Annotated in this window: 43 protein-coding genes; 2 read left to right on the top strand and 41 right to left on the bottom strand. The window is 43.3% G+C overall.

Features of this window, described 5'->3' with window-relative positions:
* Positions 1 to 330: 330 nt before the first annotated feature.
* Entirely contained in the window at positions 331 to 561 is a 231-nt protein-coding gene (locus J2Z65_RS32815; protein WP_090826664.1) for a hypothetical protein, read from the bottom strand.
* 158 nt (positions 562 to 719) lie between these two features.
* A complete protein-coding gene (locus J2Z65_RS32810; RefSeq protein WP_167067658.1) occupies positions 720 to 1,331 on the bottom strand; it encodes a stage II sporulation protein M in 612 nt (203 codons plus the stop codon).
* Positions 1,332 to 1,444: 113 nt separating this feature from the next.
* Here J2Z65_RS32810 and pdaB point away from each other — a divergent pair, with 113 nt between their 5' ends.
* A complete protein-coding gene (pdaB, locus tag J2Z65_RS32805; RefSeq protein ID WP_167067660.1) occupies positions 1,445 to 2,227 on the top strand; it encodes a polysaccharide deacetylase family sporulation protein PdaB in 783 nt (260 codons plus the stop codon).
* Positions 2,228 to 2,253: 26 nt separating this feature from the next.
* On the opposite strand, the gene J2Z65_RS32800 is transcribed toward pdaB, so the two are convergent.
* Positions 2,254 to 2,850, bottom strand: coding sequence for a KinB-signaling pathway activation protein (locus J2Z65_RS32800; protein WP_167067663.1), 597 nt, complete (start codon positions 2,848 to 2,850; stop codon positions 2,254 to 2,256).
* Between the two features lie 135 nt (positions 2,851 to 2,985).
* Here J2Z65_RS32800 and gerD point away from each other — a divergent pair, with 135 nt between their 5' ends.
* The gene (gerD, locus tag J2Z65_RS32795; protein ID WP_167067665.1) at positions 2,986 to 3,756 is read left to right on the top strand and encodes a spore germination lipoprotein GerD; all 771 of its coding nucleotides are present in this window, start codon (positions 2,986 to 2,988) and stop codon (positions 3,754 to 3,756) included.
* A 46-nt stretch (positions 3,757 to 3,802) separates the two neighbouring features.
* Here gerD and J2Z65_RS32790 read toward each other — a convergent pair whose 3' ends face one another.
* The 38 genes from J2Z65_RS32790 to rpsJ all read right to left on the bottom strand — a co-directional run bounded on the left by J2Z65_RS32790 (position 3,803) and on the right by rpsJ (position 24,984).
* The gene (locus J2Z65_RS32790; protein WP_167067668.1) at positions 3,803 to 4,900 is read right to left on the bottom strand and encodes an Mrp/NBP35 family ATP-binding protein; all 1,098 of its coding nucleotides are present in this window, start codon (positions 4,898 to 4,900) and stop codon (positions 3,803 to 3,805) included.
* Between the two features lie 56 nt (positions 4,901 to 4,956).
* Positions 4,957 to 5,718: an N-acetylmuramoyl-L-alanine amidase CwlD gene (gene cwlD, locus J2Z65_RS32785; protein WP_167067671.1), complete on the bottom strand. Its 762-nt coding sequence runs from the start codon at positions 5,716 to 5,718 to the stop codon at positions 4,957 to 4,959.
* A gap of 71 nt (positions 5,719 to 5,789) precedes the next feature.
* The gene (sat, locus tag J2Z65_RS32780; protein WP_167067674.1) at positions 5,790 to 6,962 is read right to left on the bottom strand and encodes a sulfate adenylyltransferase; all 1,173 of its coding nucleotides are present in this window, start codon (positions 6,960 to 6,962) and stop codon (positions 5,790 to 5,792) included.
* Positions 6,963 to 6,983: 21 nt separating this feature from the next.
* Positions 6,984 to 7,676, bottom strand: coding sequence for a phosphoadenylyl-sulfate reductase (locus J2Z65_RS32775; RefSeq protein WP_167067677.1), 693 nt, complete (start codon positions 7,674 to 7,676; stop codon positions 6,984 to 6,986).
* Positions 7,677 to 7,943: 267 nt separating this feature from the next.
* A complete protein-coding gene (gene rpsI, locus J2Z65_RS32770) occupies positions 7,944 to 8,336 on the bottom strand; it encodes a 30S ribosomal protein S9 (protein ID WP_090826682.1) in 393 nt (130 codons plus the stop codon).
* An 18-nt stretch (positions 8,337 to 8,354) separates the two neighbouring features.
* Positions 8,355 to 8,792 carry a 50S ribosomal protein L13 gene (gene rplM, locus J2Z65_RS32765; protein WP_127457525.1) on the bottom strand — a complete coding sequence of 146 codons (438 nt, stop codon included), beginning with the start codon at positions 8,790 to 8,792 and terminating at the stop codon, positions 8,355 to 8,357.
* A 173-nt stretch (positions 8,793 to 8,965) separates the two neighbouring features.
* Positions 8,966 to 9,727 carry a tRNA pseudouridine(38-40) synthase TruA gene (gene truA / locus J2Z65_RS32760; RefSeq protein WP_167067680.1) on the bottom strand — a complete coding sequence of 254 codons (762 nt, stop codon included), beginning with the start codon at positions 9,725 to 9,727 and terminating at the stop codon, positions 8,966 to 8,968.
* A 110-nt stretch (positions 9,728 to 9,837) separates the two neighbouring features.
* The gene (gene rplQ / locus J2Z65_RS32755; protein WP_029196442.1) at positions 9,838 to 10,203 is read right to left on the bottom strand and encodes a 50S ribosomal protein L17; all 366 of its coding nucleotides are present in this window, start codon (positions 10,201 to 10,203) and stop codon (positions 9,838 to 9,840) included.
* 24 nt (positions 10,204 to 10,227) lie between these two features.
* Entirely contained in the window at positions 10,228 to 11,172 is a 945-nt protein-coding gene (locus J2Z65_RS32750) for a DNA-directed RNA polymerase subunit alpha (RefSeq protein ID WP_029196443.1), read from the bottom strand.
* Positions 11,173 to 11,298: 126 nt separating this feature from the next.
* Positions 11,299 to 11,694 (bottom strand): 30S ribosomal protein S11, encoded by a 396-nt coding sequence (gene rpsK, locus J2Z65_RS32745; RefSeq protein WP_028557470.1) that lies wholly within the window; start codon positions 11,692 to 11,694, stop codon positions 11,299 to 11,301.
* Between the two features lie 18 nt (positions 11,695 to 11,712).
* On the bottom strand, positions 11,713 to 12,081 hold the full coding sequence (gene rpsM / locus J2Z65_RS32740) for a 30S ribosomal protein S13 (protein WP_028557471.1): 369 nt from the start codon (positions 12,079 to 12,081) through the stop codon (positions 11,713 to 11,715).
* Between the two features lie 19 nt (positions 12,082 to 12,100).
* Positions 12,101 to 12,214, bottom strand: coding sequence for a 50S ribosomal protein L36 (gene rpmJ, locus J2Z65_RS32735; RefSeq protein ID WP_003333770.1), 114 nt, complete (start codon positions 12,212 to 12,214; stop codon positions 12,101 to 12,103).
* A 107-nt stretch (positions 12,215 to 12,321) separates the two neighbouring features.
* Positions 12,322 to 12,540 carry a translation initiation factor IF-1 gene (gene infA, locus J2Z65_RS32730; RefSeq protein WP_009676800.1) on the bottom strand — a complete coding sequence of 73 codons (219 nt, stop codon included), beginning with the start codon at positions 12,538 to 12,540 and terminating at the stop codon, positions 12,322 to 12,324.
* A gap of 2 nt (positions 12,541 to 12,542) precedes the next feature.
* Positions 12,543 to 12,848: a KOW domain-containing RNA-binding protein gene (locus tag J2Z65_RS32725; RefSeq protein ID WP_167067683.1), complete on the bottom strand. Its 306-nt coding sequence runs from the start codon at positions 12,846 to 12,848 to the stop codon at positions 12,543 to 12,545.
* Positions 12,849 to 12,858: 10 nt separating this feature from the next.
* Positions 12,859 to 13,611 carry a type I methionyl aminopeptidase gene (map, locus tag J2Z65_RS32720; RefSeq protein ID WP_167067686.1) on the bottom strand — a complete coding sequence of 251 codons (753 nt, stop codon included), beginning with the start codon at positions 13,609 to 13,611 and terminating at the stop codon, positions 12,859 to 12,861.
* Positions 13,611 to 14,261: an adenylate kinase gene (locus tag J2Z65_RS32715; protein WP_167067689.1), complete on the bottom strand. Its 651-nt coding sequence runs from the start codon at positions 14,259 to 14,261 to the stop codon at positions 13,611 to 13,613. Before J2Z65_RS32715 ends, map begins: the two co-directional genes overlap by 1 nt.
* Positions 14,262 to 14,346: 85 nt before the next feature.
* Positions 14,347 to 15,651, bottom strand: a complete 1,305-nt coding sequence (secY, locus tag J2Z65_RS32710) for a preprotein translocase subunit SecY (protein ID WP_167067692.1) — start codon at positions 15,649 to 15,651, stop codon at positions 14,347 to 14,349.
* Positions 15,651 to 16,091, bottom strand: coding sequence for a 50S ribosomal protein L15 (rplO, locus tag J2Z65_RS32705; protein ID WP_127457532.1), 441 nt, complete (start codon positions 16,089 to 16,091; stop codon positions 15,651 to 15,653). Before rplO ends, secY begins: the two co-directional genes overlap by 1 nt.
* A 36-nt stretch (positions 16,092 to 16,127) precedes the next feature.
* The gene (gene rpmD, locus J2Z65_RS32700; RefSeq protein WP_079417994.1) at positions 16,128 to 16,316 is read right to left on the bottom strand and encodes a 50S ribosomal protein L30; all 189 of its coding nucleotides are present in this window, start codon (positions 16,314 to 16,316) and stop codon (positions 16,128 to 16,130) included.
* Positions 16,317 to 16,327: 11 nt separating this feature from the next.
* The gene (gene rpsE / locus J2Z65_RS32695; RefSeq protein ID WP_029196451.1) at positions 16,328 to 16,825 is read right to left on the bottom strand and encodes a 30S ribosomal protein S5; all 498 of its coding nucleotides are present in this window, start codon (positions 16,823 to 16,825) and stop codon (positions 16,328 to 16,330) included.
* Positions 16,826 to 16,853: 28 nt separating this feature from the next.
* A complete protein-coding gene (gene rplR / locus J2Z65_RS32690) occupies positions 16,854 to 17,222 on the bottom strand; it encodes a 50S ribosomal protein L18 (RefSeq protein ID WP_167067695.1) in 369 nt (122 codons plus the stop codon).
* Positions 17,223 to 17,322: 100 nt separating this feature from the next.
* Complete coding sequence (gene rplF / locus J2Z65_RS32685; protein ID WP_167067698.1) at positions 17,323 to 17,865, bottom strand: 50S ribosomal protein L6; 543 nt, start codon at positions 17,863 to 17,865, stop codon at positions 17,323 to 17,325.
* Between the two features lie 29 nt (positions 17,866 to 17,894).
* Positions 17,895 to 18,293, bottom strand: a complete 399-nt coding sequence (gene rpsH, locus J2Z65_RS32680; RefSeq protein WP_029196454.1) for a 30S ribosomal protein S8 — start codon at positions 18,291 to 18,293, stop codon at positions 17,895 to 17,897.
* 32 nt (positions 18,294 to 18,325) lie between these two features.
* A complete protein-coding gene (locus tag J2Z65_RS32675) occupies positions 18,326 to 18,511 on the bottom strand; it encodes a type Z 30S ribosomal protein S14 (RefSeq protein ID WP_029196455.1) in 186 nt (61 codons plus the stop codon).
* A 36-nt stretch (positions 18,512 to 18,547) separates the two neighbouring features.
* Positions 18,548 to 19,090: a 50S ribosomal protein L5 gene (gene rplE / locus J2Z65_RS32670; RefSeq protein ID WP_157326749.1), complete on the bottom strand. Its 543-nt coding sequence runs from the start codon at positions 19,088 to 19,090 to the stop codon at positions 18,548 to 18,550.
* A 33-nt stretch (positions 19,091 to 19,123) separates the two neighbouring features.
* Entirely contained in the window at positions 19,124 to 19,477 is a 354-nt protein-coding gene (gene rplX / locus J2Z65_RS32665) for a 50S ribosomal protein L24 (protein ID WP_209856245.1), read from the bottom strand.
* Positions 19,478 to 19,528: 51 nt separating this feature from the next.
* Positions 19,529 to 19,897 (bottom strand): 50S ribosomal protein L14, encoded by a 369-nt coding sequence (gene rplN, locus J2Z65_RS32660; RefSeq protein WP_028557485.1) that lies wholly within the window; start codon positions 19,895 to 19,897, stop codon positions 19,529 to 19,531.
* Between the two features lie 35 nt (positions 19,898 to 19,932).
* Positions 19,933 to 20,196, bottom strand: coding sequence for a 30S ribosomal protein S17 (gene rpsQ / locus J2Z65_RS32655; RefSeq protein WP_029196458.1), 264 nt, complete (start codon positions 20,194 to 20,196; stop codon positions 19,933 to 19,935).
* A gap of 27 nt (positions 20,197 to 20,223) precedes the next feature.
* Positions 20,224 to 20,421: a 50S ribosomal protein L29 gene (gene rpmC, locus J2Z65_RS32650; RefSeq protein ID WP_028557487.1), complete on the bottom strand. Its 198-nt coding sequence runs from the start codon at positions 20,419 to 20,421 to the stop codon at positions 20,224 to 20,226.
* A complete protein-coding gene (gene rplP / locus J2Z65_RS32645) occupies positions 20,411 to 20,845 on the bottom strand; it encodes a 50S ribosomal protein L16 (RefSeq protein WP_157326751.1) in 435 nt (144 codons plus the stop codon). Before rplP ends, rpmC begins: the two co-directional genes overlap by 11 nt.
* 3 nt (positions 20,846 to 20,848) lie before the next feature.
* On the bottom strand, positions 20,849 to 21,511 hold the full coding sequence (gene rpsC / locus J2Z65_RS32640) for a 30S ribosomal protein S3 (RefSeq protein WP_167067701.1): 663 nt from the start codon (positions 21,509 to 21,511) through the stop codon (positions 20,849 to 20,851).
* 13 nt (positions 21,512 to 21,524) lie between these two features.
* Positions 21,525 to 21,857 (bottom strand): 50S ribosomal protein L22, encoded by a 333-nt coding sequence (rplV, locus tag J2Z65_RS32635; protein ID WP_028557490.1) that lies wholly within the window; start codon positions 21,855 to 21,857, stop codon positions 21,525 to 21,527.
* 31 nt (positions 21,858 to 21,888) lie between these two features.
* Positions 21,889 to 22,167, bottom strand: coding sequence for a 30S ribosomal protein S19 (rpsS, locus tag J2Z65_RS32630; protein WP_029196461.1), 279 nt, complete (start codon positions 22,165 to 22,167; stop codon positions 21,889 to 21,891).
* A 48-nt stretch (positions 22,168 to 22,215) separates the two neighbouring features.
* Positions 22,216 to 23,046 carry a 50S ribosomal protein L2 gene (gene rplB, locus J2Z65_RS32625; RefSeq protein ID WP_167067704.1) on the bottom strand — a complete coding sequence of 277 codons (831 nt, stop codon included), beginning with the start codon at positions 23,044 to 23,046 and terminating at the stop codon, positions 22,216 to 22,218.
* Positions 23,047 to 23,076: 30 nt separating this feature from the next.
* Complete coding sequence (gene rplW, locus J2Z65_RS32620; protein ID WP_127457540.1) at positions 23,077 to 23,367, bottom strand: 50S ribosomal protein L23; 291 nt, start codon at positions 23,365 to 23,367, stop codon at positions 23,077 to 23,079.
* Positions 23,364 to 23,990, bottom strand: a complete 627-nt coding sequence (gene rplD, locus J2Z65_RS32615) for a 50S ribosomal protein L4 (RefSeq protein ID WP_167067707.1) — start codon at positions 23,988 to 23,990, stop codon at positions 23,364 to 23,366. Before rplD ends, rplW begins: the two co-directional genes overlap by 4 nt.
* A gap of 16 nt (positions 23,991 to 24,006) precedes the next feature.
* Positions 24,007 to 24,630 (bottom strand): 50S ribosomal protein L3, encoded by a 624-nt coding sequence (rplC, locus tag J2Z65_RS32610; RefSeq protein ID WP_167067777.1) that lies wholly within the window; start codon positions 24,628 to 24,630, stop codon positions 24,007 to 24,009.
* Positions 24,631 to 24,675: 45 nt separating this feature from the next.
* A complete protein-coding gene (rpsJ, locus tag J2Z65_RS32605; RefSeq protein ID WP_028557496.1) occupies positions 24,676 to 24,984 on the bottom strand; it encodes a 30S ribosomal protein S10 in 309 nt (102 codons plus the stop codon).
* Positions 24,985 to 24,987 lie beyond the last annotated feature (3 nt).

Raw genomic sequence — 24,987 nt, 5'->3', positions numbered from 1 at the left:
CGTCCTGAGCCAGGATCAAACTCTCCATAATAGAAAAGCTTAATTGTACTCATTGACTTGCTAGCGAGATTATACAATCTCATTTATAGTCGATTTCTCGACTGTGCTTTACTCACTCGTTGTTCAGTTTTCAAAGATCAATTTCTTCCATGTACTTTCGCCTCTGTTTAGCGGCGACTTTTTTAATATATCACATCGGCCCAGAACAATGCAAGTATTTTTTTTCGGAAACTTTTTGAGTTCATCTTAAAATGACTTGCTTGTCCTTTATTTCAAAGGGGCGAGTTATAAAATAACATACATGGAGAGGGTAAGTCAAGAACGTACCCTCTATTTTTTTTGAGCTTGGTAATTGCGATTTCTGGCGTATTTCGAAATTTCTTTGGGAGTCGCTAAGCGAGCATACATCCTGAAAATAACTTTATATCTGGATTCTATAGCCCCTTTAATCTCTTGATCAATTCTTTTGTCATTCAAATCAAACAGCATCTCGTCTAACTCTTTACGTAATACATAGTCTAATTCTCTGCATTCCCGATCATTGAACAAAAATCCGAGCATACATCCATTCAAACCCCTCTCGACTGTAGAGATTTATGGCACTAACAGTAGAATTGAAAGAAGCGGCCAACTAACAAGCTGCGTTTGCCCGTCCTCCTTGCTGCTTTACTGTTATGCTCAGATTTTGCCATTTTTATGACAAGACTTCTGAAAATTTTTTACAAATGAACCAGCCAATAGGTGAGAGTGCTTTCAATGATTGCCGCGAACAGCAAAAGAACAACAATTACTACAATAAGAGGCTTTGTTAAACTAAGAATTCTCAGCAGTTCGGAACGTGCCGTTCTACTTGTAACAGGCACAAAAAGCTGCGCAGCACTTTTCCAAACCAACATACCTAATTTCAGACCATACGCACAGGCCAATAAAATGACCGGAATTTCAATGATTCCGTGAGGAAGAATACCTTTGAGCACGATAGACAGTGTACTCTCGTGCGTTTGCAAGGAGAGAACATAACCGAGAATCATCCCATTTGCAACTAACATAAAGAGTGGCAGCACCCCTAAGAGCAGTCCAAGAAAAATGATGATCACCGATTTGATCGCATTGTTCAGAAAAATAATAAAGAAAAACCATAGCTGTGGATTATCTTTATTGCTTAGAGATTGACTAATGGACTTAAGTCCCTTCAACTGTCCTTCTAAAAAATGTGAAAATTGATCTGAGTTGGCCCACCCCAAATAAAAACTAACGGCAAATACTAAAACAACAACGATGAAATAGTGCTTCATTTCCTTAAAATGCTGGAATAGCGGTCTAAATGTCATTTTGTTTTCCTCCAATTTCGGAAGCATAAGTACTGTGTACGAGCATACATTATTTATTAAAGAGTATACAAGCCTTACCTGTTTGTGAGGCATAAGGGAGGTACAAGCTGTACATGAACTATTTTTTTGTACTTAACGCCAAGAAATTTAAACAATATGTTTTTATTGCTCTGGCCATTGTATTTGCAGCGGCTATTGTCTATTCAGAGCAAAGCAATGTTTCTGTCTTTTCTAACGCAGAGCCTTCAGCGATTTATAGCGTACAGACGGAAAAAAAGGTTATTGCGCTAACCTTCGACATATCTTGGGGGGAAAAGCGAACAGAACCGATTCTGAAGATCCTGAAGGATAAGAACGTTAATGATGCAACTTTCTTCCTATCCTCTCCATGGAGCAAGAGCCATCCGGAGATCGTGGAGCAAATCAAGAAGGATGGTTTTGAAATCGGGAGCCATGGTAATAAACACGATAATTACAGTACACTTAGCGATGAGGAAATACGCAAACAAATAACTACCGCACATGGGATACTTACTGAATTAATCGGGAAAGAGCCTAACCTTATCCGTTTACCAAACGGTGATTTCGACAAACGCGTGCTGCGAATTGCCAATGATTTAGGCTACTCCGTCATTCAATGGGATACAGATTCACAGGATTGGCTCAACAAAGGCGTTGATACCATCATTAACCGAGTAGTCACAAAAGCGCACCCTGGAGATATTGTCTTGCTGCATGCTAGCGATTCCTCCCAACAAACTCACGAGGCTTTACCTGTCATTATTGATCAATTGAGAGCCAAAGGATATGAATTCGTCACGGTCAGCGAGTTAATTAAACAAACCGAAGTGGAAACCACCCCTGTCGAAGACCGTACGATGAAGCAACTCAATTAATGTCTATTAAAAAAGAGCTAATCTAATTAGCTCTTTTTGTTATCTAATATTTTATGTAAAATCAAAATTTGCCATGCATTACAAACCATTAGTGGAGCTAACATAAAGAAACTCGAGGCTGCATTATCTAACTTTAGCGCAGGCACGGCTTCAAGCACAGATACAGCACACATAAAGAATAATGTTGGAATAAAGGCATTTCGATTCGTCAACCGAACTTTCCAGTAAGCTACCCCCAAAGAAATGATCAGAATGATGAACGGTAAGACGGAGTAACTAAGTACGGTGCCATTTCCCTCAAAATTCGTCATTCGAAGATATACAAGGTCAATTAGAACAACTATGATAATCGTTAATTGCAAAAGATCCCAAACTGTCTTGGATCTAATGATACCGGCAGCTATAAATCTGACAATTAGATAGGCGAAAAAGCCCATTTGGCTTAATACGCTAATCGTCGCTCCCCCAAGCAGCATATTTACAACATTAAAGCCAACTGCTGACAACCCCATAACTGAGAATTCCTTATCGGAAAATTGTAAGATGAGTCCAATCCCTATAGATACAATCATTCCTAATAGTAGTGTTGTCCAAAATAAGTGAAACCATTTGCGCAGCGTCACGTGCATTCCCTCCATCATCAACTCTAATTGTTAATTGTACCAACGATTGAGATAAAAAGCCAATGAATTGCCCTTATAATCTGCCCTTAACCACGCATACTAACGTTACTAAGCTAGGGAAGGGAGCATTTTCTCATGATAATAAGAAGGTTAAGCCCGATGATGGTCCTACCGCTCATTACGATCGCTTTACTTCTTTCTTCGTGTGGGTCTGATAAATCATCGCAGGGTCAATCACAAGCTAATACGTACAAAGAACAAAAGACAATGATTCTTGATATTCTAAAGTCAGAAGATGGTAAAAAAGCAATCAGCGCTGCGAATCGCAGCATTATGAATGGTGATGTGGGAACGACCGGTGTTGCCGGACAATCACAGATTAAACTGCTTTCTGCCAATGAATCCTTGCAGCTGCAGATGGCCGTTAAAGATGTTCTTACGGCGAAAGAGAATAATATGTTTCTCACGGATATGATGAAGGACCCTAAATTTGCCGGAGACTTTGCCAAAGCTATTCAAAAAGAGACGAAACAAATGTTTAAGGAACTTTTAAAAGATCCTGAATATCAGAAAGCACTTGTTGACGTGATGAAAAACCCTGATTACGAGAAGATGACTCTTGATGTCATGAAAACGGCACCCTATCGTCAGCAAATGCAGACGGTTATGGAGGAATCGATTCAAAGTCCTCTATTCCGTGCCCATATGGTTGAACTGCTCAAGTCAGCCATTGTACAACAAAGCAAGCCTGACCAAATGCCTTCAGCAAAAAGCGCCCAGAAGAAAGATAGCGGCGGGGATAGCAAAAGCGGAGACAGCGGAGGAGACAAGCAGAAGGACGAGAAAAGTGATTCCCAAGATTCCGATAAGAAAAAGAAAGATTCAGGTTCATCCGATTCACAATAAGACACAAAAAAGGGCTAACGGAGTTATTCTCCGAAAGCCCTTTTCCTTATTTCTCCAATTTTGCAATGATATTCGCGGCCATATCCAAATAGATTTGACCGGTCTTGGAGTCTTGCTTGTAAACCGACGGCGAATAATCAATTTCCGAAATATGATTATCAGGTGCCCCCAACGGGATCTGAGCCAACAACTCACTATGCAGATCATCTGCCAGCCTAGCCCCTCCGCCTTTGCCAAATATGAAATCTTTGCTACCGCAATCCTTGCACTCATAGTAGGACATATTCTCAACGATCCCTAACACTTCATGGTTCGTTTGAATGGCCATTGCCCCTGCTCTAGCCGCAACAAATGCCGCTGTAGCATGAGGTGTAGTAACAATTACTTCCTTACTTTGTGGAATAAGTTGATGTACATCTAACGCTACGTCTCCAGTACCTGGCGGAAGATCGAGAAGGATGTATTCGACATCTCCCCAATTCACTTCGTTAAAGAAATTGCGCAGCATTTTCCCCAACATCGGACCGCGCCAAATAACCGGCGCATTATCTTGTACAAAAAAGCCCATGGATATAACTTTAACGCCAAATCTCTCCACCGGCATGATCACGTTCTCGACAAGCTTAGGTTGTTCTTCAATTCCCATCATATCCGGGATACTGAAACCGTAAATATCAGCATCGATGATACCTACTTTTTTCCCTTGACGGGCTAAAGCAACGGCTAAGTTAACGGTCACCGTCGATTTGCCTACGCCGCCCTTGCCGCTCGCAACAGCGATAAACTGAACTTTCGAGGCTTCGCCCAGAATCGGTTGATCAATAGGCGGTTGTACAGGAATAGTCTGTTTAGGCGCTTCTGAAGCCGGTTTGTATAGTTCTTCAATTTGGTTCCGCTCATAATCCGTCATCAGTCTAAAACGAATATGAACTTGCACGGTCCCAAGCTGTTCTATAGCTTCTCGAATATAAGTCTTCGCTTTTTCTTTGAATGCCTCATCCTCGGCTGTAACAATCAAACTTAGGGAGACACTCTCTTCTTTAATTAAAATGTCCCGAACTAAGTTGAGTTCTACAACACTTTTGTTATATCGCGGCTCTTGCAGAGGTTTTAATGCTTCTAATAGTTGGTCTTTATTTATCATAGCCACTCACCTTTTTCAGAGATCGAAATTATATTAGTGGCCTTTATTATATCACATTATGATTCAGAACCCACTTTCTCCCCTGCATAAAATCTGAGAACTCCTTGGTAGATAGAAGCAGCAACCATTTTTTGATATTTTTCATCGGCGAGCAATCTGGCTTCCTCCGGATTTGAAAGAAAACCTACTTCTACCAGGGCACTTGGAATTTTCAACGTTTTGAGTAAATAAACCGTCTTGTCAGCCGGCTTGGCAACGCGATCGGTATTCTCCAAATTTCTCTTCAATTCGAGTTGAATTAACGTAGCAAGATTCGAGTTGTTAGGATTATTGGTGTAGTAGAACGTCTGTGCGCCTTTCCATTTTGGCGAAGGGATACTGTTCAAGTGAACGCTCAGAAACATATCTGCATTTTTCTCTTTTATCATGTCTGCACGGTTGTGTAGATCTTCCGTTTTTCTTTTACTGTACCCTTTCGTTCCGGCATCGGCCAGATCGGTGTCTGTTTCTCTTGTCATAACAACAATGGCCCCGGCTTGCTGTAAATAGTCCCGCAATTGCAAGGTGATGGCTAAATTGATATCTTTCTCAATTACGCCCGCTTTACTTGACGCACCGCCATCAGGTCCACCATGTCCGGCATCAAGGGCAATCGTTTTGCCGGACAGCGGCAAAGTCCAATCTGACCACGTCTTCGTCGCTGGAAGCTCATAGGCATAAATGAAAACAACAAGTGCAACTAACAGAGTCGAAAGCGCTAACTTAAGACTACTGTGCAAAGTCAGCCAAACGACCAACCTCTTCTTCCTTTTGCGCATAAAAAATCCACCTCTGTTCCCCATAGACTCTGTAACATCTATATGGGACAGGGTGGACAAATATACCTTGCTTACACTTGATATTCGGGGTCTCTCAGGCCTTCAATAAGGACTTGTGCAACCTCTGGGCGAGTAAACTCCGGAGGCGGGCATTGGCCGCTTCTGAGCAAGCCACGAACCTTTGTACCGGACAGGTGCATATGTTGAGACTTATCATGCGGACAAGTTTTGCTTGATGCCATATTGCCGCATTTGGTGCAGAAGAAACTATGTTCGAAGAATAACGGGGTGATACCGATTTCTTCTGCAGTAAAATTACTGAAGATCTCTTGCGCTTCATATGTGCCGTAGTAATCGCCTACGCCCGCGTGGTCGCGTCCTACGATGAAATGGGTACAACCATAGTTTCTACGAACAATTGCATGCAGAATCGCTTCACGAGGCCCTGCATAACGCATAGCGGCCGGATAAACGCCTAGGAACCTGCGATCCTTCGGATAGTAATTCTCAAGCAGAACAAGATAGCTTTTCATTCGTACATCAGCGGATATGTCATCAGATTTCGTTTCGCCAACAAGCGGGTTGAGGAAAAGTGCGTCTACGATTTCCATTGCTGATTTCTGAATGTATTCATGCGCACGATGAACAGGGTTACGTGTTTGGAAGCCTACAACCGTTTTCCAGCCCTTCTCAGCGAAAATACGGCGTGTTTCTGAAGGATCAAAGTAGAATTCTTCAAACTTCTTAGGCTTAGGACGGTTCAGCAGTTGAATGGGCCCACCGATATTTGTAGAAGAACGAGAGAACAATTTATCAACACCAGGGTGAGCCACATCGTCGGTTTTAAACACCTTAACTGCCTCATTCAATTGATCAACTGTGTAGATGCTGGTCACATCTAGGATGGCATAAGTAATCCCATCTTCTTCACCAACGAGGGCGATCTGCTCACCGATTGTCATGGAAGAAGCAACTTCCGGAGCAATGGACAATGTAATTGGAATGCTCCAAACCGTTCCGTCCACAAGACGCATCGTTTCTACGACAGACTTGTAGTTTACTTCATCGAGAAAACCGATTAGCGGAGAAAATGCCCCCACTGCAATAAGATCCAAATCAGAAATAGTCCATGAGCTTACACGAATTTGTTTCAAAGATGCCGCGCGTTTGAGCAGCCCTTCTATTTGCTCTGCCGGAACTAGGCGATTGATAAGCTCGCCGCCATGCGGTTTGATCGTCGCCATTTACGTTGTACCTCCATAATTTTATTTATGAAGTCCGCATTCTGTTTTCTCGATGTTTGCCCAACGGCCCGCCCGTGGATCTTCGCCTGCTGCTACTGGACGCGTGCAGTGTGTGCAGCCGATGCTTGGGTAGCTGCGGTCATGCAAGGGATTATAAATCACATCGTTCTCACGAATATAATTCCAAACATCTTCGGAAGTCCAGCTAGCCAATGGATTGAATTTGATAAGGCCAAATTTCACATCGTACTCCACTTTTTTAGCATTTGCACGAGTTGGCGCTTGATCGCGGCGGATTCCAGTGATCCAAGCGTCGTAGTTTTTGAGGATATCCGTTAGTGGATCAACTTTACGAATATTGCAGCATTGGTTTGCATCCGTTTTCCAGAGCTCATCGCCGAACTTCTCTGCTTGCTCTTCAAGTGTAAGTTTCGGCAAGACTTGAACGAATTTAGTACCGTAGTGCTGCTCTAAACGATCTCTAGTATCATATGTTTCTGGAAAATGAACATTCGTATCCAGGTAGAAAATATCTACGTTTGGGTTAATTTTTTGAAGCATATCCACAAGCACAACATCTTCAGCACCAAAACTACATGCAAGCGTTAAGCTAGAAAATTTCTCAACGGCTAATTTCAACACCGCTTCTGGTGATTGGTTCTCAAATTCCTCAGCTGCTTTCGTTACAAAGGCTTCTTTTTCAAAAAGATTCATTGTAGGTTTACCTCCATATATTAATTCCGAGTAATATTATATGATTTATCTTTAATTATAGCTGAGTTCTTCATGCTGTCAATGACTTTTTGCCATTTTGGTATTAACTTCAACATTTTTCATACATATGACCCGAATCGGAGTTAATCTATACACGCAAATGAGAATACTTTTCAACGAAAAGAATGAATCCTGTGTTTATAAAACAGAAAAACCTTTCTAGCATACTGCCAGAAAGGTTTCTTTGTAGCGCCAAGGCGCAGGATCTTAACGTTTGGAGAATTGAGGAGCGCGACGAGCGGCTTTCAATCCATATTTTTTACGCTCTTTCATACGGGAATCACGTGTTAAGAATCCAGCTTTTTTCAAGGATCCACGGTATTCCGGATCAGCTTTCAACAAAGCACGGGAAATACCATGACGGATTGCTCCAGCTTGTCCGCTGATTCCACCGCCATTAGCAAGAACAAGAACGTCGTATTTACCGACAGTTTCTGTTAATGCCAAAGGTTGTTTAACGATAAGTTTCAAAGTTTCTAGACCGAAATACTCATCTAGATCACGTTTATTGATAATGATGCGTCCTTCACCCGGTACAAGGCGCACACGCGCTACCGAATGTTTACGACGACCCGTTCCATAATATTGAACTTGTGCCACGAAACGTTCCTCCTTATATTAACCGCGAAGATTCCAAACTTCTGGTTGTTGTGCTAGATGTGGGTGTTCTGCTCCACCGTATACTTTAAGCTTAGTTTTCAAGCTGTCGCCAAGACGGTTCTTAGGAAGCATACCGTGTACGGCAAATTCGATCATGCGATCAGGTTTGCTGTTAAGCAAGTCCTGAGCGGAAGTCACTTTCAAACCACCTTGGTACAAAGAGTGACGGTAGTACATTTTGTTTTGCATTTTTTTACCAGTAAGCTTAATTTGGGAAGCATTGATAACAACTACGAAATCACCAGTATCTACGTGTGGAGTAAACTCCGGTTTGTGCTTACCGCGGATAATGCTAGCAACTTCACTTGCAAGACGGCCAAGTGTTTGGCCTGCAGCGTCAACAATGTACCATTTACGCTCTACTTCATTTGGCTTCGCCATATATGTCGTGCGCATGCTGAATCCTCCTAGAAAATATATCTCAAATACATAATTATTATTGTTAACTTACAATTTCGATGGATGATTGTGGCAGTTACGGATCAGGGGCTGTGGGGTAGCCGATCACGAAACGCCAAGTTATATTTTACACGAAACCTAGTGAAGAAGCAAGTAATGTTTTGAGCATTTTAATACTCAACTCTCCACAACATTAGCCCCATCGCTTCGGCTGTTGGTCCGGCTTCTGCCCGGTTTCTGGCTTCAAGAATTCGCTGCATATCGCTGCTAGGTCTCTTACCTTCTCCGATCTGAATTAACGTTCCTACAATGATCCTAACCATGTTGTACAGGAAGCCATTTCCCGTCACAATAATTCGAATCCTCTCCAAAGATCCTTCTCCAGTCAGCTCATCGGTTTCAAGCACCATACGAGCCTCGTAGAGCGTTCTCACCTTCACTTCCTTATCCGTTCTCACCGTGCAAAACGAAGTAAAATCATGCTCTCCTAGCAAACAAGGGAGCGCCTCTCTCATGGCTTCCACATTTAAATGCGTAGGGTGATGGTATTCATAGTTGCGGTGAAAGACATCAGGGAAGCGCGCCGAGCGAATCGTATAGCAGTATGTCTTACGCTTCGCAGCTTTGCGGGAGTGAAAGGAAGGAAGGACTTCCTCCGCTGTATGAGCGACGATGTCCTTGGGTAGTCTAGCGTTTAGAGCTAAACACCACCGTTCCACAGGAATCTTGGAGCTCGTGGTAAAATTAATAACTTGCGCTTTAGCGTGAACACCCGCGTCAGTACGCCCCGATGAGGCTACTTTTACTTGCTCTCCAGTCAGCAGATATACAGCCTGTTCTAACCGGTGCTGAATCGTGTCTGCATTCGGTTGAATCTGAAAGCCTGAATATGCTGAGCCATCATAGCTTATGGTAAATCGTAGATTTCTCAAGGCTTGTTCCTCCATGAGTCATCCTTCCTACCTCTAAAGGTCAGACAAAAGACTGCAAAAAAAGGGCTTCACCAGAATCTATGATTCCGTCCACCCTTTCCCATCCGTCTTTATGCGCGATCTACTAGCTCTAGGTATACCATTGGTGCTGCGTCACCGCGGCGCGGTCCCAGTTTAAGGATACGTGTGTATCCACCTGGACGCTCGGAGTAACGAGTAGCCAAATCGGAGAAAAGTTTTTGAATCGCATCTTGATTCTCGTCTGCAGCTTCTCTACGAACAAAAGCAGCAACCTGACGGCGTGCATGAAGATCTCCGCGTTTCGCAAGAGTGATTAACTTCTCAGCGATGGAACGAATTTCTTTTGCTTTTGCTTCTGTAGTTTGAATGCGTTCATGTATGAACAAATCTGTAACCAGATCACGGAATAACGCTTTACGATTACTGGAATCGCGGTTTAACTTCCTGTAGTTCATTGAATTAACCTCCTTCTAACAAGACTATTCCTCGGTACGTAGACCCAAACCAAGCTCTTCGAGCTTTTCTTGAACTTCTTCAAGCGATTTGCGACCTAAGTTCCGAACTTTCATCATGTCTTCTTCTGTTTTGGTAATAAGCTCTTGTACGGTGTTAATCCCTGCACGCTTGAGGCAGTTGTAAGAACGAACAGATAGATCCAGTTCCTCGATAGTCATCTCTAGAACTTTCTCTTTCTTATCTTCTTCCTTCTCCACCATAATCTCCGCATCTTTCGCTTCATCCGTCAAACCGACAAACAAGTTCAGATGTTCAGTTAAGATTTTGGCGCCCAAGCTCACGGCTTCTTCTGGTCGAATACTTCCATCGGTCCACACTTCGAGGGTCAACTTATCATAGTTTGTCACTTGGCCGACGCGAGTATTTTCAATACTGTAGTTCACTCGGGTAATAGGCGTGTAGATCGAATCAATTGGAATCACACCAATTGGTTGTTCTTCATGCTTATTTTTGTCCGATTGGACGTAACCGCGTCCTCTGCCCGCATGAATCCTCATGTGAAGACGTGCATCTGGAGATAAGGTAGCAATGTGAAGATCCGGATTAAGAATCTCTACATCGCTATCACCGCGAATATCTGCCGCAGTAATATTACCTTCTCCTTCTGCATCAATTTCAAGCACTTTCTCCTCGTCGGAGTGAATTTTCAACGAAAGTCCTTTTAAGTTAAGGATAATTTCCGTAACATCCTCAAGCACGCCAGGAATCGTTGAAAACTCATGCAAAACGCCATCGATTTGGACAGAGGTTACTGCAGCCCCGGGTAAAGAGGACAGTAAGATACGACGTAGTGAGTTACCTAAGGTTGTACCATAGCCACGCTCCAACGGCTCTATGATAAATCTTCCATAAGCGCCGTCTTCACTTAATGCTACGGTTTCTATTTTTGGCTTTTCGATTTCGATCATGAAATGTACCCTCCATTCAATACGTCGTTTCCCTCTGGATACTTCGCTTCAAAATTTCATAGTATGCCTATCCTTCAAACCATTATTCACGTTTTTAGGATAATTATACTACAAAGTAATCCTGAATTATACGCGACGACGTTTTGGAGGACGGCAGCCATTATGAGGAACCGGAGTCACGTCTTTAATCAGGTTTACTTCAAGACCTGCTGCTTGCAAAGAGCGGATTGCTGCTTCACGGCCAGCTCCAGGACCTTTAACCATAACTTCAACAGTTTTCAAACCATGCTCCATAGCTGCTTTAGCTGCTTTTTCAGCTGCCATTTGTGCCGCAAAAGGAGTACTTTTACGGGAACCTTTGAATCCAAGGTTTCCTGAAGATGCCCAGGAAATTGCGTTGCCATGTGGATCCGTGATCGTTACGATCGTATTGTTAAATGTTGAACGGATGTGTGCTACTCCGGACTCAATATTTTTACGGTCACGACGTTTCGTACGGACTACTTTTTTAGGTTTTGCCATTAGCTCTAACCCCCTTTATTATTTCTTCTTATTAGCTACCGTACGACGAGGACCTTTACGTGTACGAGCATTAGTTTTAGTACGTTGTCCACGAACAGGAAGACCACGGCGGTGACGAAGACCACGGTAGGATCCGATCTCGATTAGACGTTTGATGTTTAGGGAAATTTCGCGGCGAAGGTCGCCTTCTACTTTTAGGGTTTTGTCAATTACATCACGGATTTTGCTCACTTCATCTTCAGTCAGGTCGCGAACGCGAGTACTAGCATCAATACCTGTGGAAGCGATAATTTTCTGAGCAGTTGTAGTGCCGATACCGAAAATGTAAGTCAACGCGATTACAACTCGTTTGTCACGAGGTAAGTCAACTCCAGCTAAACGTGCCATCTACAGATTGCACCTCCTTTTAACCTTGTTTTTGTTTGTGCTTTGGATTTTCGCAAATTACCATAACGTTACCTTTACGGCGAATAACTTTGCATTTCTCGCAAATCGGTTTAACCGATGGTCTAACTTTCATTTCTAAGCCCTCCTTATCATCGTAAGCAACCATGTTGCGTTTTCTGTTAGAAAACTTGCTTCGTAAGCATACGCCTTGAGAGAGTAACTTACATGTAAGCCGAACATTTATTTAAAACGGTAGGTTATACGGCCTCTCGTTAAATCATAAGGCGATAATTCTACGGTAACCTTGTCTCCAGGTAAAATGCGGATAAAGTGCATTCTGATTTTACCAGATACATGGGCTAGGATTTTATGACCATTTTCCAATTCAACCTTAAACATTGCATTCGGAAGAGGTTCAATCACTGTACCTTCTACTTCAATTACATCTTCTTTGGCCACAGTCATTCTCCTTTCTCTTGTGCTTCAACTTGCTTGAGTTCAACGAATTTGGCAATTGCGAAGCGCAACTTTCCATTAGTAACACGACCTGTTTCCCTAATGCTTGACTCCACTTCACTGCTAATCGTTTCTTGTAATTGAAGATGATTCAGGTTCTTCTTCTTCGGCAGATCGAATTTACGATGTACGCCGTCTGCAAGCCAGACAAAGCGATCATCGACAATGCCAATCACGACCGCATATTCTCCGGGGTCTCTACCGCGAAGCACCTTTACGATTTGACCCACCTTCGGCATCAACCTATCCATTCATCATCACCTACGATCTAGGCAAGGTTAATATTTCATAACCAGCAGCCGTTATAGCAACCGTATGTTCAAAATGAGCGCATAATGTACGATCCGCGGTGACAACAGTCCAATCGTCTTCTAGTGTTTGGACGAATCTTTCGCCAACAACCACCATGGGTTCAATGGCTAGGACCATGCCTGGTTTGAGACGGGGACCTTTGTCAGGTACACCGTAATTCGGAACTTGTGGTTCTTCGTGAAGATCCGTTCCGATACCGTGACCGACATACTCTATAACCACGGAGAAGCCTGCGTCTTCAATACAAGTTTGGATTGCATGCGACAACGTGTAGAGTCTAGCATCCGGTTTAGCTTCTGCTATGCCTCGATACAGTGATTGTTCTGTCACGGCTAACAAACGTTTGGCTGTTTCAGATATTTCACCGACAGGATACGTCCAAGCAGAATCTCCATGATAACCTTTATACTGAGCGCCAATATCAACAGAGATAATATCGCCCTCAACCAGCTTTCTTGGACCAGGAATACCATGAACTAATTCTTCGTTGACTGAAGCACAAATGCTTCCAGGAAAACCGTTGTAGCCTTTGAAAGATGGAATCGCTCCCTGACTGCGAATGTATTCCTCTGCGATCTGATCAAGTTCTTTCGTTGTAATGTTCGGACGAATTGCCCTTGCCAGTAAGCGGTGCGTTTCGGCTACGATACGCCCAGCTTCTCGCATTAGGTCTAGTTCAACCTCGGACTTACAAATGATCATTACGCTAGACCTCGTAGCAGTGAGCTAATTTGTTCGGTTACCGCATGAATGTCTTGTTCCCCGTTAACCTCACGCAATAATTCCCTCTTTTGGTAGTAATCCAGCAGCGGAGCGGTTTTGTTGATGTATTCATCCAAACGCGTTCCGACTTTCTCTTCCGTATCATCAGATCGTTGGTACAACTCACCTGAACATTTATCGCATACGCCTTCTTGCTTTGGTGGGTTGAAGATTACATGATACGTAGCACCACAGGATTTACAAATTCTTCGGCCGGTTAATCGTGCAAGCAAGAAGCTCCGATCAACGGAAAGATTGATAACTACTTCAATCTTCTTGCCTAAGGAATCTACAATTTCAGCTAAAGCATCTGCCTGAGCAACAGTTCTCGGGAACCCGTCAAGCAAGAAACCTTTATCGCAGTCCGGTTGAGCAAGACGTTCTCTCACAATACCGTTCGTGATTTCATCAGGAACAAGAAGCCCCTTATCTACATAACCTTTGGCTTCAACACCAAGCGGTGTTCCTTGGCTCATCGCCAAGCGAAAAGCATCACCAGTTGAAATATGAGGAATTTGAAATTCACTTACGATTTTTTCTGCTTGCGTACCTTTGCCTGCACCAGGAGGCCCCATAAAAATTACGTTCAACTTTAAAACCTCCCATCGCACTCGGCATTACGAACAGCACAATAGGTGCCGATGTCGCAAAAATTGCCCCATCAGAACCTATTTGCTATTTATTGATAAACCCTTTGTAATGCCGTTTAATCAATTGGCTCTCGATTTGTTTCATCGTTTCAAGACCAACGCCTACTACGATAAGTAAAGATGTACCACCAATCCGTACCGAACTTGGCAAGCCTGCAAGACCTCCGAACAACATCGGAAGAATCGAGATTGCTGAGAGAAACAGAGCTCCAGAAAGAGTAATTCTAGTCATTACACGAGTCAGATAAACAGAAGTTGTTTTACCAGGTCTGATACCCGGTATGTAGCCACCATTTTTCTTCATCTGATCAGCCATTTGAACTGGATTAATTTGCACGAAGGTATAAAAGTATGTGAATCCGATAATCAACAGTACATATAGGACAATCGCTAACGGTGCAGTTTGGTTAATACTTAAGTTGTTAATAATCCATTCTGCAACAACATTCCCTCTCCAGTAGCTTGCGATGGTAGGAGGAAACATCAATAACGAGAGTGCAAAGATAACTGGGATTACACCAGCAGCATTCACCTTAAGAGGAATGTGCGTGGTTTGGCCGCCATACATTTTACGTCCAACTACCCGTTTAGCATATTGTACAGGGATCTTACGAACACCTTGCTGTACAAAAATGACACCGGCAATAATCAGAATAACAACCAAAGCAATAATGATTAGTTTCACGATATTCAGGAACAAAGCTCCTTCGGTCGCAAACAGTGATTTGTAGATTTGCTGTATGCTTGTAGGAATCGCCGCGACGATACCTGCAAAGATGATAATGGAAATACCGTTGCCGATCCCAAATTCAGTGATTTGCTCCCCAAGCCACATCAAGAAAGCTGTACCAGCTGTCAGAACGATAGCGATCAAAGCAAAAGTTGTGAAACCTGGGTCAATTACGAGTCCGCTGTATAAGCGGTTGAACCCGATTGAGAGACCAAATGCTTGCACAATACCTAGAATGATCGTACCGTACCGAGTAACTTGCGTCATCTTCTTTCTACCAACATCCCCTTCTTTGGCCCATTGCGCAAAGCGCGGGACTACATCCATGGACAAAAGTTGAACGATGATAGAAGCTGTGATGTAAGGCATAATTCCCATCGCGAAGATGGAGAATTGGAAGAGCGCACCGCCGGAAAACGTGTTAAGCAAACCAAAGACATCGCTCTGATTCGCTTGGTCTTGAAGTTTAAGAACATCTGTATTAATGTTAGGCACCGGAATGAAGGCACCTAAGCGGTAGACGATTAACAAGATAAGTGTAAATACAATTCTTCTACGTAAATCCTCTACCTTGAAGATGTTGGCTATGGTACTGAACATTAAATCACCTCGGTTTGACCGCCGGCAGCTTGGATTTTCTCAATCGCTGATTGAGAGAACTTATTCGCTTTAACGGTTAATTTTACTGTGATTTCACCGTTTCCTAAAATCTTGATGCCATCTTTAGGAGCTTTAACAATACCTGACTCCATCAATACTTCTGGAGTAACTTCAGTACCAGCTGCGAAATTGTTCAAATCTTCAAGGTTTACGATCGCGTACTCCGTACGGAAACGGTTCGTGAAACCACGTTTAGGTAAACGACGGTATAACGGGTTTTGTCCACCCTCGAATCCAGGACGAACGCCTCCACCGGAACGTGCGTTTTGACCTTTGTGTCCGCGAGTTGATGTTTTACCCATACCACTACTTGTTCCACGTCCAACACGCTTACGAGTTTGACGAGCGCCAGTAGCAGAACTTAGCTCATGTAACTTCATCGTTGCACACCTCCTCTAGATCTTAATATTGTGCTATTATGCTTCGATTTCTTTAACTTCTACCAAATGGCTCACTTGATTAACCATACCTCTGATTGCTGCGTTATCTTGGTGAAGAACTGTTTGGTGCAGCTTGCGCAGACCAAGAGTTTTCACAGTAACACGTTGCGTTTCAGGGCGGCCAATCAAGCTGCGTTTTAGGGTAATTTGTAATTGTTTCGCCATGTTTACCCCTCCTAACCTAGTAACTCTTGAACAGTTTTTCCACGAAGCTTTGCAACTTCTTCCGCTTTTTTCAAGCGGCTTAAGCCTTCAAGCGTTGCGTTAACCATGTTCATAGAGTTCGATGAACCCAGGGATTTTGTCAAGATATCGCCGATACCAGCAAGTTCAAGTACTGCACGAACTGGTCCGCCCGCGATAACTCCTGTACCTTGGGAAGCTGGTTTTAGCAGAACGCGTCCTGCGCCAAACTTACCAGTTACAAGGTGAGGAATCGAAGTGCCTACGATTGGAACATGAATCAAGTTCTTTTTCGCATCTTCAATACCTTTGCGGATTGCATCAGGAACTTCGGAAGCTTTACCGATTCCTGCGCCAACCCAGCCATTGCCATCGCCAACGACAACAAGTGCGCTGAAGCTGAAACGACGTCCGCCTTTTACTACTTTAGCTACGCGATTAATATTAACGACTTTTTCTGTTAGCTCTAAAGTATTAGGATCTACACGCAAGTCTTTTACCTCCTTATATATCTATTTCCTAGAATTCTAGTCCAGCTTCACGAGCTGCGTCAGCCAATGCTTGAACGCGACCATGATACAGGTATCCACCGCGGTCAAATACCACTTGGTCTACACCTTTCTCTTTTGCGCGAGCAGCGATCAATGCGCCAACTTTACGAGCAGCTTCAACGTTACCGCCGTTGCCGATTTCACTTTTCAGATCTTTATCTTGTGTAGATGCAGCAACAATTGTAACACCAGTAGTGTCATCAATCAGTTGAGCATACATGTGTTTGGAAGAACGGAAAATGTTCAAACGTGGGCGAGCAGTTGTACCTTCAATTTTCTTACGAACGCGAAGGTGTCTTTTCAAACGTGCTTTGTTTTTATCGCCTTTAGTAATCATCTATACTTACACTCCTTTCATCACTTATGATGCGAGGGTTACGCTTAGATAGCAAGCTTTCTTACGAAAGCTCTTAGCTATTACCCGCGATCTAACGATCTTATTTCTTCTTACCAGCTTTACCTTCTTTACGAAGAATACGCTCGCCTTCATACTTAATACCTTTACCTTTATACGGCTCAGGCTCACGTACGGAACGAACTTTAGCTGCCATAGCACCAACGCGTTCTTTATCAATCCCTTTAACGATAATCTTCGTGTTCGTAGGAACCTCGAACTCAATACCGCTCTCAGGAGTGATTTCAACTGGGTGGGAGTACCCAACGTTGAGAACCAATTTGTCACCGCTTTTGTTAGCACGGTAACCTACGCCTACTAGATCCAAAGATTTCGCAAAGCCTTCCGTTACACCACTTACCATGTTGGCAACAACACTACGTGTTGTACCATGCAAAGCACGGTGGAGCTTGTTGTCGGAAGGACGCTCAACGGAAATCTCGTTTTCTAGAACACTTACTTTCATATCTTTATGAAGTTCACGGGACAAAGAACCTTTAGGACCTTTAACCGTGATTTGAGTATTCTCTAGTGTTACATTTACACCACTTGGAATGGTGATTGGTTTGCGACCAATACGAGACATGTTTGCACCTCCATTCAATTACAATTGTATTACCAAACGTAGCAGATAACCTCTCCGCCAGCTTTGGATTGACGAGCATCTTTATCCGTCATAACTCCTTTAGATGTGGAGATGATGGCAATCCCTAATCCGCCCAATACACGAGGGATTTCTTGTGATTTAGTGTAAACGCGTAGTCCTGGTTTGGAGATTCTCTTCAAACCGGAGATAACACGCTCATTGTTTGAACCGTATTTCAGGAACAAACGAATGATACCTTGTTTGCTATCTTCAACGTACTCAGCGTCACGGATAAATCCTTCTTTTTTGAGGATTTCAGCGATTTCCCTTTTCACTTTAGATGCAGGAATTTCAACTGTTTCATGACGTACGATGTTCGCATTACGAATGCGAGTTAGCATATCTGCAATTGGATCTGACATGACCATTTGTGTAAACCTCCTTCCCGAAAATAGGGTGATTACCAGCTTGCTTTTTTCACGCCTGGAATCTGACCTTTGTGTGCTAATTCGCGGAAACAAATCCGACAAATTTTGAACTTGCGAAGCACTGAATGCGGACGTCCGCAGCGCTCACAACGTGTGTATGCTTGCACTTTAAACTTCGGGGTACGTTGTTGTTTGACTTTCATCGAAGTTTTTGCCACTTAATATAACACCTCCTGATAGGTACGACCTGGAACCTATTTAACGAAAGGCGCTCCGAGTTGTGTTAAAAGCTCGCGAGCTTCCTCGTCGGACTTAGCCGTTGTTACGATAACGATATCCATACCACGAACTTTATCAACCTTATCATACTCAATTTCAGGGAAAATGAGTTGCTCTTTCAAACCTAGTGTGTAGTTACCACGGCCGTCAAAAGCCTTGTTGGAAATACCACGGAAGTCACGTACACGTGGAAGTGATACGTTGAAGAGTTTATCCAAGAAATGATACATGCGCTCGCCGCGAAGTGTTACCTTCACACCGATTGGCATGTTCTCACGAAGTTTGAAACCCGCGATTGCTTTTTTGGATTTAGTTACAACTGGTTTTTGACCAGCGATTTTTTGAAGATCTTCTACTGCAGTGTCAAGTACTTTGGAATTCGATACAGCCTCACCAACACCCATGTTGATAACGATTTTCTCGATTTTAGGAACTTGCATTACTGTTGAGTAGTTAAACTTTTGAATTAACGCTGGAGTAATTTCGTTCAAATAACGATCTTTCATTCTTACTGCCATGACTCAATTGCCTCCTTTCCATGCTTGTTTGTATTAGTCGATAACTTCGCCGGATTTTTTCGCGATGCGAACTTTCGTTCCGTTATCCAATACTTTGTATCCTACGCGAGTAGGTTTGCCGCTCTTAGGATCAATCAGCATCACGTTAGAAACGTGGATTGCAGCTTCTTGATTCAAGATACCGCCTTGTGGGTTTTGTTGGGATGGTTTCGCATGTTTCTTAACCATGTTTACACCTTCAACCAATACACGGTTTTGACGAGGATAAGCAGCGATAACGCGACCCTTTTTACCTTTGTCTTTACCAGTGATTACAAAAACCGTATCGTCTTTCTTCACGTGCAGTTTATTGTTATGAGATTCTAATCTCTTTTTAGTTCTTGGCATTAGCTTCTACACCTCCTGAGGTTTCCCGTAAGGAAAACAGACTAACTGTTCTTAGATAACTTCTGGAGCCAAGGATACGATCTTCATGAAGTCTCTGTCACGAAGTTCGCGTGCAACTGGTCCAAAGATACGTGTACCACGTGGACTTTTATCTTCTTTCACGATAACAGCCGCATTCTCATCAAATGAGATATATGATCCGTCTTTACGACGAGCTCCGCTCTTCGTACGAACGATAACTGCTTTAACAACGTCACCTTTTTTGACAACGCCACCTGGTGTTGCTTCTTTTACTGAACAGACGATCAAATCACCAATGTGACCAACGCGACGACCAGTACCACCCAAAACGCGGATACACATTAATTGTTTCGCACCTGAGTTGTCAGCGACAGCCAAACGAGTAAATGGTTGAATCATCGTATTCCCTCCTTTCGGGGTTCATGTCTCGATTATTAGATAACAACGCCAACTTCAGTAATTTCAACCAGTCTCCAGCTTTTATCTTTGGATAGCGGTCTTGTTTCACTGATTTTCACGGTGTCACCGATTTTAGCTTGGTTGTTTTCGTCATGCGCTTTAAACTTTTTCGTATATTTGATTCTCTTGTGATAGAGATCATGTTTTTTGTAAGTTTCAACAGCAACAACAATGGTTTTATCCATTTTATCACTGACAACTTTACCGATCAGAACTTTACGATCGTTACGTTCAGCCATCTAAGGAACCCTCCCTTCTAGATTTGGTTACCCAATACCCAATTCTCTTTCACGCAAAATAGTCTTGGCACGAGCGATCTCTTTACGCAAATCACGAATTTGAGTCGGGTTGTCCAATTGACCAGTAGCTAGTTGAAAACGGAGGTTAAAGAGTTCTTCTTTAAAACCATTAACTTTTTGCTCGATTTCAGCAGTGGTTAAGTTCCGGAATTCACTACCCTTCATTTGCTTCACCGCCTACTTCTTCTCTTTTCACGAACTTCGTTTTGATTGGAAGCTTGTGAGCAGCAAGACGCATCGCTTCGCGAGCGACCTCTTCACTTACACCAGCAAGTTCAAACAAAATTTTGCCCGGTTTTACTACGGAAACCCATTTCTCCACGTTACCTTTACCGCTACCCATACGAACTTCAAGCGGCTTTTGTGTAACTGGTTTAGCTGGGAAAATTTTAATCCAAACTTTACCGCCACGTTTGATATAACGTGTCATGGCAATACGAGCTGCTTCGATTTGACGGTTGGTTACCCATGCCGGTTCAACTGCTTGCAGACCATATTCGCCAAAAGCTACTTCCGTTCCGCCTTTAGCGCGACCTTTCATGCTACCGCGGTGTTCTTTACGGTGTTTTACACGTTTAGGTACTAACATGATTTAATTTCCTCCTTCCGGCTGAGCCTTTTTCTTAGCTGTCGGAAGCACTTCTCCACGATAGATCCATACTTTCACACCAATACGTCCGTAAGTAGTGTGTGCTTCTGCAGTACCGTAGTCGATATCAGCACGAAGCGTATGAAGTGGAACAGTTCCTTCGCTATATCCTTCCGTACGAGCGATCTCAGCACCACCAAGACGTCCGCTAGTTGCTACTTTGATACCTTTTGCACCGGATCTCATTGTTCTTTGCATAGCTTGTTTCATTGCACGACGGAAAGAAACACGACGCTCCAATTGAAGTGCAACTGCTTCTGCTACTAGGATAGCATCAAGGTCAGGGCTTTTAATCTCAGAAATGTTGATGTGTACTTTTTTATTGGACAAGCCAGCGATGTAGTTGCGAATAACTTCTACTTCAGCTCCGCCTTTACCAATAACCATTCCTGGTTTTGCAGTATGAATCGTAACGTTCACACGGTTAGCCGCGCGCTCGATGTCGATATGGGAAACTGCAGAATCTTTAAGTTTATTTTTTAAGTATTCGCGGATTTTGACGTCTTCAAGCAACAGAGTTCCGAAATCTTTCTCTGCGAACCATTTGGACTCCCAATCACGAATAATACCAATTCTTAGGCCTACCGGGTTGACTTTCTGACCCACACGTTATCCCTCCTTATTTCTCAGATACCACGATTGTGATGTGGCTGGTACGTTTTTTGATTGCGCTAGCGCGGCCCATTGCACGTTGTTGGAACCTTTTCATTGTCGGTCCTTGGTTAACAAACGTCTCAGAAACCACTAGCTTATTAGGATCTAATGAGTAGTTATGCTCTGCATTGGCAATTGCGGAGTTTAGAAGTTTCTCCAGGATTGGAGAAGCTGCTTTAGGCGTATGACGCAGAATCGCGATCGCTTCACCTACCGCTTTTCCCCGAATCAAGTCAACAACTAGCTTTGCTTTACGAGGAGCAATCCGAGCGTGGTTCAATATTGCTTTAGCTTGCATGGTAGTACCTCCTCTCGGTTAAAAATTGAAATTAACGTTTACCGGTTTTCTTATCGTCATCGTGACCTTTGTAAGTACGTGTTGGAGCAAATTCACCGAGCTTATGTCCAACCATATCTTCTGTTACGTATACAGGCACGTGTTTTCTTCCATCGTACACTCCGAAAGTGTGACCAACGAATTGCGGGTAAATCGTAGAACGACGGGACCACGTTTTGATAACCAGTTTTTTGCTGGATGTGTTCAAGTCTTCTACTTTTTTCAGTAAGTATCCATCGATAAATGGACCTTTCTTTAAGCTGCGACCCATGGGTGTTCCTCCCTTCCTTGAACCTCAAGAAAATTCATATATCCTAGATTACTTCGTACGACGACGTACAATGTATTTATCGGATGCTTTACCTTTTTTACGAGTTTTGAAACCAAGCGTCGGTTTACCCCATGGAGACATAGGTGATTTACGTCCGATTGGTGCGCGTCCTTCACCACCACCGTGTGGGTGATCATTCGGGTTCATTACAACCCCACGAACTTGAGGACGATTGCCTTTCCAACGATTACGTCCTGCTTTACCGATTTTCACGAGCTCGTGATCTTCGTTACCAACAGAACCTACAGTTGCGCGGCAAACTTTAAGAACTTTACGAACTTCACCAGAGGATAGGCGAATCGTTACATAAGTTTCTTCTTTACCAAGAAGTTGAGCTTCAGTACCAGCAGCGCGCACTAATTGTGCACCTTTACCAGGTTTCAACTCAATGTTGTGGATAACTGTACCAACTGGAATGTTTTCCAATGGAAGAGCGTTACCTACTTTGATATCGGATTGTGGTCCGGATACGATGCGATCGTCCACTTTAAGGCCTTTAGGAGCGATGATGTATCTTTTCTCACCATCAGCATAATGAATCAATGCGATGTTTGCGGAACGGTTAGGATCGTACTCGATTGTAGCAACGCGTCCTGGTATTCCATCTTTAGTACGTTTGAAATCGATAATCCGGTATTTACGTTTGTGTCCACCGCCATGGTGACGAACCGTAATTTTACCTTGGTTGTTACGACCAGCTGTTTTGCTTAAAGGAGCAAGCAAAGATTTCTCTGGTGTTGATGTTGTGATTTCTTCAAAAGTAGAAACCGACATCGCACGACGAGCTGGTGAGGTTGGTTTATATTTTTTAATTGGCACTCTGATTTCCTCCTTACTTTAAGAAATGGTTTATACCGATTCAAAGAATTCCAATTCTTTGCTTTCTGCGCTTAGGGACACGATAGCTTTCTTCCAGATGGAAGTGTAACCAGAGTGACGACCATAACGTTTAGGCTTAGCTGGCATTCTGAGTGTGTTTACATTTGTAACTTTCACTTTGAAGATAGCTTCGATAGCTTGTTTAATTTCTGTTTTGTTAGCGCGAAGATCCACTTCGAAAACATACTTTTTGTTAGCCATTAGGTCGCTTGTACGCTCAGTGATGATCGGGCGCTTGATAATGTCGCGTGGATTTTTCATTGTGCAAGCACCTCCTCAACTTTCTGTACAGCATCTTGCGTAATGATCAGTTTGTCATGCAGCATGACATCACGAACATTTACGCCATCAGCAGCAACGAATTTCACACCTGGGATATTGCGAGCAGACAAAGCAACGTTGGAGTCGTTATCCACACCCACAACCAATACTTTGCGATCAACTTTCAGGTTGTTCAAGATTGCTACAAATTCTTTCGTTTTTGGAGCGTTCAATTGAAGCTGATCCAATACGATCAAGTTGTTATCCAGAACTTTCGAGGACAAAGCTGATTTAATCGCTAAGCGACGAACTTTTCTAGGCAATTTGAAACCATAGCTACGAGGAGTTGGTCCGAATACGGTACCGCCGCCTTTCCACTGTGGAGCACGAATACTACCTTGACGAGCGCGGCCAGTTCCTTTTTGTTTCCAAGGTTTACGACCACCGCCGCGAACTTCCGAACGACCTTTTGTTTTGTGAGTTCCTTGACGCACAGCTGCTTGTTGCAAAAGAACAGCTTCGTGAATCGCATGAACGTGAGGCTCAATTCCGAAAACAACGTCAGACAGTTCAACTTCTCCTACCTGAGCACCTGTTACATTATATAAAGCTACTTTTGGCATCTGTCTTCCTCCTTTCCTACTTTTTAACAGCAGACTTCACGCTAACGTAGCTGTTTTTAGGACCCGGAATGGAACCTTTAACTAGCAATACATTACGCTCAGCATCTACTTTAATAATTTGAAGATTTTGCAAAGTTACAGTCTCGTTACCCATTTGTCCTGGCAACTTTTTACCTTTTGGAACGCGGTTCGCTTGAATGGAACCCATCGAACCTGGTCCGCGGTGGTAACGGGAGCCGTGAGCCATAGGGCCTGTTGACTGGTTATGTCTTTTGATGTTACCTTGGAAACCTTTACCTTTGGAAGTACCCGTTACATCAACGAATTCGCCCTCTGTGAACAGATCTGCTTTCAGTTCTTGACCAACTTCATAGTCACCCAACTGAATGCCACGAATTTCTTTAACGTAGCGCTTAGGCGTTGCCCCTGCTTTTTTCGCATGGCCAAGCTCTGGTTTAATGATTCTGCTTGCTTTTACATCATCAAAACCGATTTGGATTGACTCATAACCGTCGTTATCCACATCTTTCTTTTGTAGAACCACACATGGTCCCGCTTGAATGACAGTTACCGGAACTACATTACCCTCCGGAGTAAACAACTGAGTCATCCCTAGTTTTTTTCCTAAGATACCTTTCATCGTTGACACCTCTTTTCCTTCCTAAACGTTCATTCTATAGTTGTTTTACAGTTTGATCTCGATGTCTACGCCAGACGGTAAGTCCAAACGCATTAGAGCATCAACTGTTTGTGGTGTTGGATTCACAATATCGATAAGACGCTTATGCGTACGCATTTCGAATTGCTCACGCGAATCCTTGTACTTGTGTACCGCACGAAGAATCGTGATGATTTGCTTCTCTGTCGGAAGCGGAATCGGACCGGATACACCTGCACCGGAACGCTTGGCAGTTTCCACGATTTTCTCAGCTGATTGATCAATGATTCTGTGATCATAAGCTTTCAAACGGATACGAATTTTTTGCTTTGCCATATA

The sequence above is a fragment of the Paenibacillus aceris genome (assembly GCF_017874035.1).
Taxonomy (GTDB): domain Bacteria; phylum Bacillota; class Bacilli; order Paenibacillales; family NBRC-103111; genus Paenibacillus_E; species Paenibacillus_E aceris.
The sequence above is the reverse complement of the archived record's forward strand: the minus strand, read 5'-3'. Positions and strand labels throughout refer to the sequence as shown.